The organism is Jannaschia aquimarina (genome assembly GCF_000877395.1).
Classification (GTDB): Bacteria; Pseudomonadota; Alphaproteobacteria; order Rhodobacterales; family Rhodobacteraceae; genus Jannaschia; species Jannaschia aquimarina.
The window spans coordinates 1-14,760 of record NZ_JYFE01000023.1; the positions used below are offsets into that span (position 1 = coordinate 1).

Annotated in this window: 18 protein-coding genes; 12 read left to right on the forward strand and 6 right to left on the reverse strand. The window is 66.2% G+C overall.

Translation table 11 applies throughout. The annotated features are described in order from the left end of the window. From odhB to jaqu_RS05850, 4 genes are all read left to right on the forward strand, one after another. On the forward strand, positions 1-737 hold a 737-nt coding region (odhB, locus tag jaqu_RS05835; RefSeq protein WP_043918022.1), incomplete at its 5' end, for a 2-oxoglutarate dehydrogenase complex dihydrolipoyllysine-residue succinyltransferase. Between the two features lie 24 nt (positions 738-761). Beyond that, positions 762-1,157: a hypothetical protein gene (locus jaqu_RS05840; RefSeq protein WP_043918023.1), complete on the forward strand. Its 396-nt coding sequence runs from the start codon at positions 762-764 to the stop codon at positions 1,155-1,157. Between the two features lie 201 nt (positions 1,158-1,358). After that, a complete protein-coding gene (locus jaqu_RS05845) occupies positions 1,359-2,381 on the forward strand; it encodes an aspartate-semialdehyde dehydrogenase (RefSeq protein ID WP_043918024.1) in 1,023 nt (340 codons plus the stop codon). A gap of 73 nt (positions 2,382-2,454) precedes the next feature. Further along, entirely contained in the window at positions 2,455-4,083 is a 1,629-nt protein-coding gene (locus tag jaqu_RS05850) for a DUF4139 domain-containing protein (protein ID WP_141134307.1), read from the forward strand. 28 nt (positions 4,084-4,111) lie between these two features. Here the strand turns inward: jaqu_RS05850 and jaqu_RS05855 are convergent, their stop codons facing one another. The 3 genes from jaqu_RS05855 to jaqu_RS05865 are packed head-to-tail and all read right to left on the reverse strand — an operon-like array spanning position 4,112 to position 6,068. Then, positions 4,112-4,423: a P-II family nitrogen regulator gene (locus jaqu_RS05855; protein WP_043918026.1), complete on the reverse strand. Its 312-nt coding sequence runs from the start codon at positions 4,421-4,423 to the stop codon at positions 4,112-4,114. Between the two features lies 1 nt (position 4,424). Then, complete coding sequence (locus jaqu_RS05860; protein ID WP_043918027.1) at positions 4,425-5,399, reverse strand: sodium-dependent bicarbonate transport family permease; 975 nt, start codon at positions 5,397-5,399, stop codon at positions 4,425-4,427. Between the two features lie 21 nt (positions 5,400-5,420). Beyond that, positions 5,421-6,068, reverse strand: a complete 648-nt coding sequence (locus jaqu_RS05865; protein ID WP_043918028.1) for a carbonic anhydrase — start codon at positions 6,066-6,068, stop codon at positions 5,421-5,423. A gap of 123 nt (positions 6,069-6,191) precedes the next feature. Here jaqu_RS05865 and jaqu_RS05870 point away from each other — a divergent pair, with 123 nt between their 5' ends. The 3 genes from jaqu_RS05870 (at position 6,192) to jaqu_RS05880 (ending at position 9,007) form a co-directional block, all read left to right on the forward strand. Next, positions 6,192-6,635, forward strand: coding sequence for a hypothetical protein (locus jaqu_RS05870; RefSeq protein WP_043918029.1), 444 nt, complete (start codon positions 6,192-6,194; stop codon positions 6,633-6,635). 117 nt (positions 6,636-6,752) lie between these two features. Next, entirely contained in the window at positions 6,753-8,156 is a 1,404-nt protein-coding gene (locus jaqu_RS05875) for a leucyl aminopeptidase family protein (RefSeq protein ID WP_043918030.1), read from the forward strand. Next, positions 8,153-9,007, forward strand: a complete 855-nt coding sequence (locus jaqu_RS05880; RefSeq protein WP_043918031.1) for a C40 family peptidase — start codon at positions 8,153-8,155, stop codon at positions 9,005-9,007. Before jaqu_RS05875 ends, jaqu_RS05880 begins: the two co-directional genes overlap by 4 nt. 66 nt (positions 9,008-9,073) lie before the next feature. Here the strand turns inward: jaqu_RS05880 and jaqu_RS05885 are convergent, their stop codons facing one another. The 3 genes from jaqu_RS05885 to jaqu_RS05895 all read right to left on the reverse strand — a co-directional run bounded on the left by jaqu_RS05885 (position 9,074) and on the right by jaqu_RS05895 (position 11,249). Continuing rightward, complete coding sequence (locus jaqu_RS05885; RefSeq protein WP_043918032.1) at positions 9,074-9,388, reverse strand: hypothetical protein; 315 nt, start codon at positions 9,386-9,388, stop codon at positions 9,074-9,076. 143 nt (positions 9,389-9,531) lie between these two features. Further along, positions 9,532-9,861: a DUF2794 domain-containing protein gene (locus jaqu_RS05890; protein ID WP_043918033.1), complete on the reverse strand. Its 330-nt coding sequence runs from the start codon at positions 9,859-9,861 to the stop codon at positions 9,532-9,534. Positions 9,862-10,379: 518 nt separating this feature from the next. After that, on the reverse strand, positions 10,380-11,249 hold the full coding sequence (locus jaqu_RS05895) for a branched-chain amino acid aminotransferase (RefSeq protein WP_043918083.1): 870 nt from the start codon (positions 11,247-11,249) through the stop codon (positions 10,380-10,382). Positions 11,250-11,370: 121 nt separating this feature from the next. Here jaqu_RS05895 and jaqu_RS05900 point away from each other — a divergent pair, with 121 nt between their 5' ends. The 5 genes from jaqu_RS05900 (at position 11,371) to jaqu_RS05920 (ending at position 14,755) form a co-directional block, all read left to right on the forward strand. Further along, positions 11,371-11,862: a MarR family winged helix-turn-helix transcriptional regulator gene (locus jaqu_RS05900; protein WP_043918034.1), complete on the forward strand. Its 492-nt coding sequence runs from the start codon at positions 11,371-11,373 to the stop codon at positions 11,860-11,862. Then, the gene (locus tag jaqu_RS05905; protein WP_170938636.1) at positions 11,859-12,572 is read left to right on the forward strand and encodes a response regulator; all 714 of its coding nucleotides are present in this window, start codon (positions 11,859-11,861) and stop codon (positions 12,570-12,572) included. Before jaqu_RS05900 ends, jaqu_RS05905 begins: the two co-directional genes overlap by 4 nt. Positions 12,573-12,748: 176 nt before the next feature. Continuing rightward, positions 12,749-13,651, forward strand: coding sequence for a histone deacetylase family protein (locus tag jaqu_RS05910; RefSeq protein ID WP_043918035.1), 903 nt, complete (start codon positions 12,749-12,751; stop codon positions 13,649-13,651). Between the two features lies 1 nt (position 13,652). Continuing rightward, the gene (locus jaqu_RS05915) at positions 13,653-13,889 is read left to right on the forward strand and encodes an exodeoxyribonuclease VII small subunit (RefSeq protein WP_043918036.1); all 237 of its coding nucleotides are present in this window, start codon (positions 13,653-13,655) and stop codon (positions 13,887-13,889) included. Next, on the forward strand, positions 13,886-14,755 hold the full coding sequence (locus jaqu_RS05920) for a polyprenyl synthetase family protein (protein WP_052500797.1): 870 nt from the start codon (positions 13,886-13,888) through the stop codon (positions 14,753-14,755). The genes jaqu_RS05915 and jaqu_RS05920 overlap by 4 nt, the downstream gene beginning before the upstream one ends. The last annotated feature ends 5 nt before the right edge of the window (positions 14,756-14,760 follow it).

Sequence of the window (14,760 nt, forward strand, 5' to 3'; positions counted from 1 at the left end):
CGCAGGCCCCGCGCGCCCCCAGCCCGGCCGACGACGCCGCGCGCGAGGAGCGGGTGCGCATGACGCGCCTGCGCCAGACGATCGCCAAACGCCTGAAGGACGCGCAGAATACCGCAGCCATGCTGACCACCTACAACGAGGTGGACATGAAGGCGGTCATGGATCTGCGCTCCGAATACAAGGACCTGTTCGAAAAGAAGCACGGCGTGCGGCTGGGCTTCATGTCCTTCTTCACCAAAGCCTGCGTGCATGCCCTGAAGGAAGTTCCCGAGGTCAACGCCGAGATCGACGGCACCGACGTCGTCTACAAGAACTACGTCCATATGGGCATCGCCGCGGGCACGCCCCAGGGCCTCGTCGTGCCCGTCATCCGCGACGTCGACCAGATGTCCTTCGCCGCCATCGAGAAAGAGATCGCCGCCAAGGGCCGCGCGGCCCGCGACGGCAAGCTCGCCATGTCCGACATGCAGGGCGGGACGTTCACCATCTCGAACGGGGGAGTCTACGGCTCGCTCATGTCCTCTCCGATTCTGAACCCGCCGCAATCGGGGATCCTGGGCATGCACAAGATCCAGGAGCGTCCGATGGTCGTCGGCGGCGAGATCGTCATCCGTCCGATGATGTACCTGGCGCTCAGCTACGACCACCGCATCGTGGACGGGAAGGGTGCGGTGACGTTCCTCGTGCGCGTGAAGGAAGCGCTGGAGGATCCGCGTCGGTTGCTGATGGACCTGTAAGGCCTGATAGAAGCGGGACAGCCCGTGCGCGTCGCAGTCCTTCGTGTTCTTCTGGCGCGACCGGGGTTCCATACACGGGTCGCGGCGTCGGGTGTGTTCCTGTTGGTCTGGGTCGCCCAGGCGTGGGAGCAGTATCGTCAGACGACGCTTTTCGGGTCCGAGGGAGATTTGGTGGCCGTGTTCGACAGAATGTGGCTGCCACTTCTGATCTACGGGATCGGCGTCGTCCTGATAGTGTGGATCCCGCTCGTCGCGCTGTTGGGATTGCTGGTATTGTCTGGCCTCATCCTGGCGGAATTCGCGGCGTCCGACCGCATACCCCCGGACGTCGTGAATATGATGGTCCCGATCCTGATCGCGACCGTCCTGCTTGCCGCAGGCTTCGTGCGGCACGTCATGTCACGCGAGCGGGAAGGCTGACCGAGGCGCGGGCGGGACAAAGATCATTGGATCGTGGTCGGGACAGGCGAGACCGGGAGGACCTGGCGGACCATTCGCGCGACCTGACGTCTTGCGACACGCATCCGTGGCTTTCCCTGAGCTGGTCGGTCACGCCGCTTGCCCCACGGACGTATCCCGTATAGCCCCCGCCCTCGCTCCCCAACCCATCGGAGAGGATCAATGGGCTACAAGGTCGTCGTCTGCGGCGCCACGGGGAACGTGGGCCGCGAAATGCTGAATATCCTGGCCGAGCGCCAGTTTCCCGTGGACGAGATCGCCGCTCTGGCGTCGCGCCGTTCGTTGGGTACGGAGGTCAGCTTCGGCGACAAGACACTCAAGACGAAGGACCTGGCCGAGTTCGACTTCACCGGCTGGGATATCGCCTTCTTCGCCATCGGCTCTGACGGGTCGAAGGAATACGCGCCCAAGGCCGCGAAGGCCGGATGCGTCGTGATCGACAACTCGTCGCTCTATCGCTACGACCCGGACGTTCCGCTGGTCGTGCCGGAAGTGAACCCGGAAGCGGTCGAGGGCTATTCGAAGAAGAACATCATCGCGAACCCCAACTGCTCGACGGCGCAGATGGTGGTGGCGCTCAAGCCGCTGCACGACCGCGCCCGGATCAAGCGGGTCGTCGTCTCGACGTATCAGTCTGTCTCGGGCTCGGGCAAAGGCGGGATGGACGAGCTGTGGGATCAGACGAAAGCCGTCTACAACCCGACCACCGATGTCGAACCCGATGTCTACACCAAGCAGATCGCCTTCAACGTCATTCCCCATATCGACGTCTTCATGGAGGACGGGTCGACCAAGGAAGAGTGGAAGATGGTCGCCGAGACCAAGAAGATCGTGGATCCGGCGATCAAGGTCACGGCCACCTGCGTGCGCGTCCCGGTCTTCGTCGGTCATTCGGAGTCGATCAACATCGAGTTCGAGGACTTCCTCGACGAGGACGAGGCCCGCGACATCCTGCGCGAGGCGCCGGGGATCATGGTGATCGACAAGCGCGAGGACGGCGGCTACGTCACCCCGGTTGAATGCGTCGGCGACTTCGCCACCTTCATCAGCCGCATCCGCCAGGATTCCACGATCGAGAACGGTCTGAACCTCTGGTGCGTCTCCGACAACCTGCGCAAGGGCGCCGCGCTGAACGCGGTACAGATCGCCGAGACGCTGGGCGCACGGGTCCTCAAGAAGGGCTGATAGGCGATACGGCTTGCCCCTCGCCTCCGGCCGCGACACGTTGGCCCCCGAACGCAATTTCGGGGGCCTTTCCATGCGCGCCATCCTTCTCGCCTCTCTTGCCCTGCCCGGCATCGCCTTTGCCGACGATGTCCCGCTGCGTGCCGGCGTCACCTCCGCCACGATCTACCCCGCAGGTGCCGAAGTCGTGCGCGAGACGCAGGTGGACGTGCCTGAGGGCGCGCACCGGCTGCTGATCCCCTTCCCGCCCGGAGTGGTTCCCGATGTGGTTCTGGATGGGGCAAGCCTGACGGGGGTCGCGATCCTGCCGGATGCCGGGCTCGACCTCGAAGCGCTGGATAGCGACGCACAGGCCCGCGCACGGGACGCGGTGGAGGCCGCCGAGAACGAGACCGAAGCGGCGGCCCGGGCCGTCGAGGCCGCGCGGGCCGAAATCCGGGGGGCAGAGATCCGACTGCGATGGCTCCAGACCCTGACCGGCGGGGGCGAAGGCGGCCTGCGCGCGCCCCGCGATGCAGAGGGGCTGACCACGCTGCTGGGCACATTGGCCGAGCAGGTCGCGCAGGCAGAGGCCGATCGCGTGGCCGCCTCAGAGGCGGTGTCGGCCGCCGAGGACGCACTGACGGAGGCGAGAGAAGCCGAGGCAGAAGCGCGTGCCGCCCTCGCCCGGCTGAGGCCCCTGCCCGAAGACGTTCCAGTTCTGGCCATTTCCGCCGACGTGCCGGAGGCCGGTGAGATCGACATTCGCATCGAAGGCTTCGACCGCTTCGCCGGTTGGTCGCCGCTCTACGACATGCGGCTGGACACAAAGGAAGGCACACTGGCCCTCGACCGGAAAGCGTCCATTCGTATCGGTGGCGCGGAGCTTTGGTCCGATATCGACCTCGCCCTGTCCACCGCGAACCCCACGCGCGGGACGGATCCCGCTCCGGCCTTCCCGGACCCGGCCCGTACCGTCAATCCGAACCTGGAGCAGTTTGCGGGGGACGCTGTGGCCGAGCCGCTCGTCATGGAAGAAAGCGCCCCGATGCAGCGCAGGCTCGCCGCCCCCGCACCCGCGGCGGCACAGGCGGTGAACTACGGATTGTCGCTGACCTACACCTATCCGCGGCCCGTCACGCTGGAGCCCGGCGCAGAGGTGGCGATCCTGCTCGATACACTGGCGCTGGAGGCGGAGACCGCGCTGCGCGCCGTGCCACGGCGGGACGAGACAGCCTTCCTGATGGCGGATGTGACCAACATGACGGCCGAGACGATCCTGCCCGGGCCGATGACCCTCTACCGGGACGGGGACCGGCTGGGCACCGGCAGCGTGCCCCTGACCCCGCCGGGCGGAGAACTGCAGGTCGGCTTCGGGCCCGTCGACACGATCCAGCTGGAATGGGAACGGCTGACCCGCGACGAGGGGGATACGGGCATCTTCCGCACCAACTCGACCTTGCGCGAACGCGTGGCCTTTGTCGTCCGGAACACGGGGGCCGATCCCGAAGAGGTGACCGCCCTCTACTCCCTGCCCTTTTCCGAGCAGGAAGATGTTGGCGTCGAGGTTGCCGCGCAGCCGGGCCCGAGCGAGATGGACTGGCGCTTCCGGCGTGGCGTCGCCGCATGGGAGATGACGCTGGAGCCGGGCGAGGAGCGGCGCGTGGAACTGACCTTCGAGATCGACTGGCCCGAGGGCCAACAGCTTCGCTGGCAGCCCTAGCCTTCGACAGACCCGCGGGTCGGCCGGATCAGAACCGTTCGGCCCGCAGGACCTCGCAATCCGTGATCGAGACCACGCCGATGTGGGGTTTCACCACCGCGAAGGCCGCGTCCAGCAGCGTGTCCAGCCGTTCGGCCCGGACGATACAGACGAACGCCAGCATCCCTTGCGCCCGTCCGACCTGTCCGGCCCGCGACCAGGTCCCGGATCGACCCGACCCGCCCTGCACCGGAAGGATCGTGTAGCCCGTCACATCGACCTTGCGCAGCGCCTCGCTCAGTCGCCGTTCCATGATGGCTTCGATGATGATCTCGACGCGCTTGGCGGGATGGGTATCCATGTCAGCCTCCGGCGATCATGTGGGCAGCGGCGAGATAGACGCCCAGCCCGATGGTCAGATTGAAGGGAAAGGTCACGCCCAGCGAAAGCGTGAGGTAGATCGACGGGTTCGCCTCTGGCAGCGCCACGCGCATGGCCGCGGGGACGGCGATATAGCTGGCCGATGCCCCCAGGACCGCCATCAGCATCGCACTGCCCGGGTTGAGCCCCAGCAGGAAGGCCGCGGCCAGCCCGGCCGTGGCGCCGACCAGCGGCATCGTGACGCCGAAGGCGAGCAGACCGGCGGTCAGAATGCCCCGCGCCTCGCGCAGGCCACGTCCCGCGACGAGGCCCATATCCAGCAGGAACAAGCAGAGTACGCCCTGAAAGGGCGCTTCGATGAAGGCGGAGATGCGGGCCATACCGTCCTGCCCCGTGATCCAGCCGATGAAGAAGGCTCCGACCAGAAGAACGATAGAGCCGTTCAGCACGATTTCCCGCCAGAGATCCGCATCCATGTCACGCCCGTCGCCGGATCGCGCGACGAGCCAGAGCGCGGACAGGATCGCAGGCGCCTCCATCACGGCGGCGACGGCGACCATCCAGCCATCCGGGTTGAGACCCGCACTCTGGGCGACAGAGGTGCCGGCCACGAAGGTCACGATCGAGATCGAGCCGTAATGCGCAGCCACCGCGGCCGCATCCAGCGGCGTGAGGCCGGTCATCGCCCGAAGCAGCGCGAAGGCCACGAACGGCAGCGCGGCCGACAGCACGAGGCCCGCAAGGAGCGCCCCGACGAGTTGCCAGCCCAGACCTGCCTCGGCCACCGAGACGCCGCCTTTGAAGCCGATGGCGAAGAGCAGATAGATCGACAGGCCCTTGGCGATCGCTTCGGGGATGGACAGGTCCGATCGGGCCAGCGCGGCGACGACGCCGAGCGCGAAGCTCAGGATGACCGGCGACAACAGGTTCGCGAGCGCCAGATCGACCACGTTCATCGGAGAACCCGCCGGATCACGTCAAAGCGCAACAAAGGCGTCCGCGGCCGGATCGTAGGCTTCAAGGACGCCGGACGAGATATCGTTCCACAACCCGTGCAAGGCGAGGTCGCCCGCCTCGACCGCGGCGGCGACGAAAGGGAACGTCATCAGGTTTTCGAGGGAGACCAGGACGGCACGTTTTTCGAGCGCCGTCGGTCGGATTGCGAGGTCGAGGTCCTTCACGGACTCGTAGCCGGGACGGAGGATGTCCATCCAGCGGCCCACGTAACTGTCGTCGTCGTCCAGTTCCGGAGCTGCGCCCTCGCACATCTCGGCACAGGCCGCGACGCCGCCGCAGCGGGAATGGCCCACGACGATGATCTGGCTGACATGCAGGCCCGTCACGGCATATTCTACGGCGGCAGACGTCCCGTGTTGCCCGGCGCCGGGATCATGGGACGGCACGAGGCCGGCGATGTTGCGATGGATGAAGAACTCGCCCTGCTCCGCTCCGAAGATCGACGTGACATGAACCCGGCTGTCGCAACAGGCGATGATCATCGCGCGCGGCCGCTGCCCCTCGGCGGCAAGGCGGCGATACCAGGCTGCATTCTGCGCATAGGTGGTGGCCTTCCATCCGTGATATCGCTGGATCAGGGATGGAGGGAGCGGGCTGGCATGCTTCATGGGTCGTCCTCTTGGCGGGTCCGCACTACCGTCCTCCGCGCGTTCGTGCAATTCGACCATTTCCACCCTAGGCCGCCCGGCCCACGCCATGATCGCGCCCTGATCCCGGGTGACCTTCCGAGCATGGCACAGATCGTTCCCTTCTCCTCCGCAAGCTCCAACGGCGGCACCGCGTCGCTCCTGCCCCGCGAACCGATGCAGATCGACACCCGACGCTTGCGGGCCGTCTGCGACGCCCACGGCGCCGCCGCCGAAGAAACCATCGCAGCGGCGCTCTTCCGGATCGAGGAACGTCTCATCCTCGCATCCTGGCAAATCGAGAAATTCGAGTTGGGCGGTCTTCGCCGGACCGCGACCGAGTTGGTCGACTTGTCCGGTGAACTGGGCCTCGTCTCGCTCGAACAGGCCGCGGGCGCCGTGATCGAAGTGCTCGACAGACCGGATCCCGCGCAAGAAGAGACGACGCTTGCCGCCGTCGCCGCTCGGCTGGCCCGGATGGGACAGGCCGGATCTCTCGGGCATTGGGATCTGACGGGGGACAGCGGCCCGGACGGCTTCGCCTCCTGAGACGACAGGCAGGGCATGGCCGTCCTGCATCGCCCCGACCTCGCCATGCGCCGTTCCTCTTGCGGTGGCGCGCAGCGGGCCTAGGGTCCGCGCAGCCGTTCCTGCTGCGAGAACCCGATGAGCGCCCCCCTTTTCGCCGATCCCGATACACGAGCCATCCCGCTTCGACCCGTCTGGAGCGACGATCTGGAGGCGTGGCTCGCCGATCAGGACGAGCCGGCGAGGGATTGGGTCGAGGCCACGGGTTTCCGCGCCAAGGCCGGCGAACTCTGCCGGATACCCGGACCCGATCTGACGGTCTCGCGCGTCCTTCTTGGCATGGGGCGCCGGACGACCCGCCGCCGCACGCGCTTTGCCGTCGCGCGGGCCGCCAGGGCGCTGTCGGAGGGGACCTACAGGCTCGACGGCGAAATGACGGTCAACGACACGGAAGAAGCCGCGCTCGGCTGGCTGCTCTCGGGCTACCGGTTCACCCGCTACAGGCCCGGCGACGGCGGATCGCATCCCGGCCTGATCGCACCGCGCGGCGTCGATGCTTCGCGCCTCGAAACGATCGCGGAGGGCGAGTTCCTGACACGGGACCTCATCAACACGCCCGCGCAGGACATGGGCCCCGATGAGCTGGAGCACGCGGCCCACGACCTGGCCCGCCGTCACCAGGCCACCTGCACCGTCACGACCGGCGACGACCTGCTGAACTCCGATCTGCCGCTGATCCACGCTGTCGGACGGGCGAGCACCCGTGCCCCACGGCTGATTGACCTGACATGGGGAGCCGAAGACGCCCCAAAGCTGACGCTGGTCGGAAAGGGCGTGTGCTTCGACACGGGCGGGCTGAACCTGAAACCGGCATCGTCGATGGGATTGATGAAAAAGGACATGGGCGGCGCGGCGACCGTCCTGGGCCTGGCGTATATGGTCATGGCGAGCGGTCTGGACCTGCGCCTCCGGGTCCTGATCCCCGCGGTCGAGAATGCCGTCGCGGGCAACGCATTCCGTCCCGGCGACGTCCTGACGTCCCGTTCGGGAAAGACGGTGGAGATCAACAACACCGACGCCGAGGGGCGGCTGGTCCTTGCCGATGCCCTGACCGTCGCAACCGAAGACGAGGATGCGCGCCCCGATCTGCTGGTCTGCATGGCCACGCTCACAGGTGCAGCGCGTGTCGCTCTGGGTCCGGACCTCGCCCCGTTCTATACCGACGACGATGCGCTGGCGATGGCGCTGGCCCATGCGGCCGCGCGCGTCCGCGATCCGGTCTGGCGGATGCCGTTCCACCGGCCCTACGAGACCATGATCGAACCCGGCATCGCGGACCTGGACAACGCGCCGTCAGGCGGTTTCGCCGGATCGGTCACGGCCGCGCTGTTCCTCGACAGGTTCGTCCCGGACGCCGTGCGGTTCGCGCATTTCGACATCTATGGCTGGAACCCGACTGCGGCGCCCGCGCGCCCCAAGGGCGGCGTCGGCCAGGGGGCACGCGCCTTGTTCGAAGCGTTGCCCAAGGTCCTCGCCCGATGACGCAAGACCCGCGGACCACACCAGCGAACGGACATGCGGCCGCGTCCGAACTGCGGGGCAAGGTCGAAGCCGCGCGTTACGTGAAGGGCACGATGAAGACGGTGCGCCAGCCGCTGGCGAACCTGCTCGACAAGCCGCGCGGCGAGCGGACAAGCCAGTTGCTCTATGGCGAGACGTTCCGGGTGATCGACGAGCGGGAAGGATACTCCTTCGGACAGGGTTTGCGCGACGGGTATTGCGGATGGGTCGCGACGACCGCGCTTGCGCGCCATGAAGAGGCGACCCACTGGATCGCGGCACCCGCGACGCATCTCTACGTCAAGCCGAGCCTGCGCGCGCAACCGGAAGTGTCGCTCTATTGCGGCAGCCGCGTCCGCGTCGTCTCCGAGCAGGGCGACTTCTGCAAGCTCTCGACCGGGCACCACGCCCCGGTTCAGCATCTGCGGCTTTTGCGTCAGACCTATATGGATGCGGTCCGTCTGGCGGACCTGTTTTTGGGGACGCCGTATCTCTGGGGCGGCGTCTCGCCCTGGGGGGTGGATTGTTCCGGTCTGGTACAACGCGCGCTGCTGGGCGCGGGTCACGAATGCCCGCGCGACTCGGATCAGCAGATGGCCGAACTCGGGCGGCCTCTCTTGGGCGGAGAAGACCTGAAGCGTGGCGACCTCATCTTCTGGAAGGGCCATGTCGGTATCCTCGCCAGCCCGACCCGGCTGCTCCACGCGAACGCCTACACGATGTCGGTGGCCTACGAGAATCTGGGCGAGGCGATTGAGCGCATCGCCCGAAGTTCCGGGCCCGGACAGGGCAGCGGAGAGGTTCTTGCGATAAAGCGGTTGGAACGTCTCTGAACGTGCGGGGGCGGCACCGCTTGGTGCCACCCCCATCGGACCCACGACGGGTCTGGATCGGTGTGATCAGCCCAGCATGAAGTCCATCTCGACCATCGGCGGCATTTCGATGAGGTCCGCCTCGATCGTCGGTACGGGAAGGATCGGGCCGCCGTCCGATCCGCAGAAGCCGTCATGTTCCAGCGTGACCACCTCTGCCGCGATGAACTCGATCTGGTCGGCGTCAATAGCATCCTGAAACCGCTTCATCGCTTCGGCTTCGGCAGCCGCGGCGATCTCCATCTGGATGGCAGCGAATTTCGGTGTCGGAACGTACTCGATCGTGGTGACGGACTTGGTTCCGGTCCACTCGACCGACTTCAAGGGAAAGGTAAGCGCCATGACATGACCTCCGATTGGTAAGCGTTAACAAATGCTTGCAAGAAGCCCCTCGGAGGTAGCAGGCGCGTTTAAATGCGATCAGTGGGGTATTCCGTACCGCGGAACCCGTCGGGGGTAAGTCAATCCTGACTTTCCGTCGTCGGTCAGTCGACGGGGCGGATCAACTTGCGTTCGAGGACCCGCAGGACCTGTTGCAGATCGTGTCCGCGGCGCAGGATGCGGCCATCCATACCGATCACCGAATACTGACCTTGCCGTGCCGCCAGCTTGGGCCGTTTCTCGATCCGGTACATCGGCTGTTCGGCCGTCCGGCGGAACACGGAAAAGATCGCGACGTCCCTGAGCGCCGAGATCCCGTAGTCGCGCCATTCGCCCGCAGCCACCATCCGACCATAGAGACGAAGGATCGCGTTCAGTTCGGACCGCTGAAACTGGACCTGCTCGGGGGGGTGGATTGGCTGGTGGGCCGTCATCCGACGACAGTTACGCGAGCACGAGCGCATTTCAAGCGCTGCCATCGCCCTGCCACGAAATGATCCCCCCTGCGCCGCCATGAGTCCGTGGAATCGCCCGGCACCGGGGTCAGTGTCGTCCCTGCAGCAAGTCCTCGGCGGGTCGACAATCCTGCCCCCACCGTCGGCCCGCCGGGGCGCTGCATCTCTCTCAAGGATAAAGACCGACCCCGCCCCCCTCTGGCGGGGTCGACCCTTTTTCGGCAAGCCGGTGACGGGTGTTACCTGTGCGTCAACCCTGCCACCGCGCCGCCACAAAAGTTTCCCGGGATCGCCCGGAACCCGGCGTGTCTCCGCCGAATGGCACGGTCAGAAGGAACGTGTCGGAGCGGTTTCCGCTCCGGTCCCGGAAGAGGCGCCAATCCTGCCCCCACCAGGCGCCCTTCCGGGCCAAGTCTGCCCACGCGGCCGAGTTCCGCGTGACGGCCCCGCCGGAAAAGGCGGGGCCGTTTGGATTCGGGCCGCAACCGCGTGATACGTCAGCTTCGAACGAGTGTCTCGTAGGATTGTGCGATATCGCGCGTGATCGCTCCGACTTCGAAGTTGTAGTCACCGATCTGGCCCACCGGCGTCACCTCGGCCGCGGTCCCGGTCAGCCAGCACTGCTCGAACCCTTCCAGCTCTTCGGGCATGATATGGCGCTCGTGGACCTTGATCTGGCGGTCCTTGAGCATGCCGATCACCGTCTGACGCGTGATCCCGTTCAGGAAGCAATCCGGGTCCGGTGTGTGCACTTCGCCGTCCTTGACGAAGAAGATGTTGGCGCCGGTCGCTTCGGCCACATAGCCGCGATAGTCGAACATCATCGCGTCCGAGCATCCCTTCGCCTCGGCGGCGTGCTTGGACATCGTGCAGATCATGTAGAGACCGGCCGCCTTGGCCATGTGCGGCGCCGTTTCGGGAGACGGACGCTTCCACTTGGCGATATCCAGCTTGGCGCCCTTCATCTTGGCATCGCCGTAATAGTCGCCCCACGCCCAGGTCGCGACAGCCATCCGAACCGGGTTCCGGGAGGAACTGACGCCCATATCCTCGCCAGCGCCCCGCCAGGCTAGCGCGCGCACATAGGCGTTCTCCAAGCCGTTGGCCTTGAGCGTCTCGTATTTGGCGGCCTCGATCTCATCGACCCTCCACGGGATTTCCATGTCGAGCGCGCGACCGCTCGCGATCAGGCGTTCGGAATGCTTGCGGCTCTCGAAGATGGTGCCGTCATAGGCGCGCTCTCCTTCGAAGACGCTGGACGCGTAATGCATCGCATGGGTCAGCAGGTGCACGTTGGCCGACTGCCAGTCGACCAGCTTGCCATCCATCCAGATCTTGCCCGTCATTTCCGCATAGGAGCCCGCCATCGCATCATCCTTTCCGATCATGTCCCCGGTCGGTCCGGTTCAGACATTTTATTTCGTCAAATCTGTCTTCGCCTACGGATTCGGGCTTGGAATGTCAACAAGGCTGACTTAATTTGCTGCCATGTCGGATCGGGACAGCGAATCCCTGCTCTTCTTGACGGATGAGCAACTGCGCCGCGCTATCGAGGCCATGTTCTTTGCCTATCGGGGTTTTACCGCCGACCCGGACCGCATTCTGGCCGAGCGGGGATATGGTCGCGCTCATCACCGGGCGATCCACTTCATCAACCGAAGCCCCGGAACCACCGTCAACAATCTGCTCGCCATCCTGGGCGTCACGAAGCAGTCGCTCAACCGCGTGCTGCGAAGCCTCGTCGAGGACGGCCTCGTCGAGAGCCGCGTCGGCCCGCGCGACCGGCGCGAGCGGCATCTCTACCTGACCGAGACGGGTGCCGCGCTCGAAGCGGAGCTGTCGGATGCCCAACGGACGCGGATGCGTGCGGCATTCCGCGAAGCGGGGCCGACAGCCGTCTCTGGCTTCCGAGAGGTCTTGGAGCATATGATGGACCCAGACCTGCGCCGCCACTTCGCCGCCGTGCGAGAGGACAGATGACGGACATCCCAACCCAACAGGCCCATGTCCTGTTGGTCGACGACGACGAACGGATCCGCGAGCTTCTGCAGAAGTTCCTTGTCCGGAACGGCTATCTCGTGACGACGGCCCGCGACGCGGATCACGCGCGGCGCCTGTTGCTGGGGCTGGATTTTGATATCGTCATTCTGGATGTGATGATGCCGGGCGACGACGGGATCACCTTGTGCGGCGAGATCCGGGAGAGCCGCGCCAGCCTGCCGATCTTTCTGCTGACCGCCAAGGGGGAGACGTCCGACCGGATCGCGGGACTTGAGGCGGGGGCCGACGACTACCTCCCCAAGCCGTTCGAGCCGAAGGAGTTGCTTCTGCGGATGAAGGCCGTTCTTCGACGGGCGCCCGCCTCCGGAGAAGCCCTTCCGAAGACGCTGCAACTTGGCCCGCGCCGGTACGACCTCGAGCGTGGGGAGTTGTGGAAGGGATCGGATCCGGTGCGACTGACGGCGACGGAGACGACCCTGATGCGGATCTTCGCCGCGACCCCCCATGAGCCGGTGAGTCGTGCGACCCTGGTCGAGAAGTTGGGGCGCCACGGCGACGGGGACACGACATCGGAGAGGGCCGTGGACGTGCAGGTCACGCGCCTACGCCGCAAGCTGGAGCCCGATCCGAAGCAGCCGCGATACCTGCAGACGATCCGGGGCGAAGGCTACATGCTGGCGCCGGACTGACCTCCGTTCGAGCAGATCGGGGCCGTCTGTCCAAACCTGTCCAGCACTCTGATCGACGCAGAAATACGACCGGCGTTGCACGGGTCGAGCGCATCGCGGGACTCTGCCGCTTGCCCAAATTCCCAGCGGGCTAAGGGGAGTGGCGGAGGAGCGATCTCGCTTGCTATGCGTCGGTAATGACGATCCTCTTTTCCCACGACGCGGCCGCGCGGCACGTCACGCCCCCCGGCCATCCCGAACAGGTCGCCCGCTACGGCGCGGTCATTGACGCGCTGTCGGATCTGACGCTGGACCGGCGCATCCCCGAGCGGGCGGCGGCCGAACAGGTCCTCCGCTGCCATCCGCAAAGCTATCTTGACGAACTCGAGGCGACCGTCCCTGCAACCGGCACCGTCCAGCTGGACCCCGACACCCATATGTCGCCGGGCTCTCTGGACGCGGCATGGCTTGCGGCCGGCGCCGCCTGCCAGGCCGTGGACGCAGTCGCGGATGGCGGGCGTGCATTCGTCGCGATGCGCCCCCCCGGTCATCACGCCGAGACCGCCAAGCCGATGGGATTTTGCCTGCTCGGAACCGTTGGGATCGCCGCGAAACACGCGCTTCAGACCTATTCGCGGATCGCGGTCGTGGATTTCGATGTCCATCACGGCAACGGCACGCAGGATCTTCTGTGGGACGAAGAGACCGCGCTCTTCGTATCGACGCATCAATCGCCGCTCTGGCCCGGATCTGGAGATCCGTCCGAGACGGGCGCCCACGGCCAGATCATGAACCGCACGCTGGAGCCGTTCTCGGACGGCCATGCTTTCCGCAAGGTGATGGAGCGGGACGTGCTGCCCGCTTTGGACGCGTGGCGGCCCGAACTCGTGCTCGTCTCGGCCGGTTTCGACGCCCACGCAGACGACCCGTTGGCGCAGTTGCAATGGTCGGAAGACGACTTCTCCTGGGTCACCGAGCGGCTTTGCGAACTCGCGGACACACATGCGGGCGGACGGGTGGTCTCGTGCCTGGAAGGGGGCTATGACCTGCCGGCGCTCGGCCGCTCGGCCCGGGCCCATGTGACTGCGCTGGGAGAGTGAAATGGCCGACGACATCGCCGAAATGAGCTTCGAGGCGGCCATGGCGGAACTGGAGAAGCTGGTGACGCAGCTGGATTCCGGCGATGTGCCATTGGAGGAGTCGATCGCCCTCTATGAGCGCGGCGCTTTGCTGAAGGCCCATTGCGAGGCCAAGCTGAAAGCCGCCGAAGAGCGGGTCGAGCAGATCACCCTCCGGGACGGTCAGCCGACCGGAACGACCCGGTCCGACGTGTCGTGAGCTTCGAAGCCGCGCTCGCGCGCGCGCAGGCGGACACGCAAGCCACATTGGATGAGATGCTTGCCCGGTTCGACGGGGCGGTTGGCGACGCGATGCGCCACGCCTGCAACGGCGGCAAGCGGCTGCGCGCTTTCCTGTGTCTCGAAAGCGCGGCGCTGCATGATGCCCCGCGGGATCGCGCCCTGCGCGCCGCGGCGGCGATCGAATGCGTCCATGCGTACAGCCTGGTTCATGACGACCTGCCCTGCATGGACGACGACGACATGCGGCGGGGGCGGCCGACCGTGCATCGCCAGTGGGACGAGGCGACGGCCGTTCTTGCCGGAGACGCCCTCCAGACGCTGGCTTTCGAGATCCTGGCGGATCCGGCGACACACCCGGACGGCGCGGTCCGGTCCGAGCTTGTCCTGACGCTGGCGCGGGATGCAGGGGCGGCCGGAATGGTTCGCGGTCAGGCCCTGGACATCGCGGCAGAGGAAGCGGAGGCACCGCTTTCCCTCGATCAGATCACCGAAATGCAACGCCTTAAGACCGGGCGTCTGCTGGAATGGCCTTGCCGGGCGGGTGCCGTGATGGGTCGTGCGGATCCGGCGCCGATGCTGGATTTCGCGGGCCATCTGGGCCTCGCCTTCCAGATTGCTGACGACTTGCTGGACGTGGAAGGCGACGCGGCGGCGACGGGAAAGGCCGTCGGCAAGGATGCGGCGGCGGGCAAAGCGACCTTCGTCTCGCTTTTGGGTGTCGAGGGTGCCCGCGCCCGCGCGCGCCAATTGATCGAGACAGCCGAGATGTCTCTTTTGCCTTACGGACCCGCTGCCGCTAATCTCAAGGGTGTCGCCCGCTACGTGGTGACCCGCGACAGGTGAAGCTC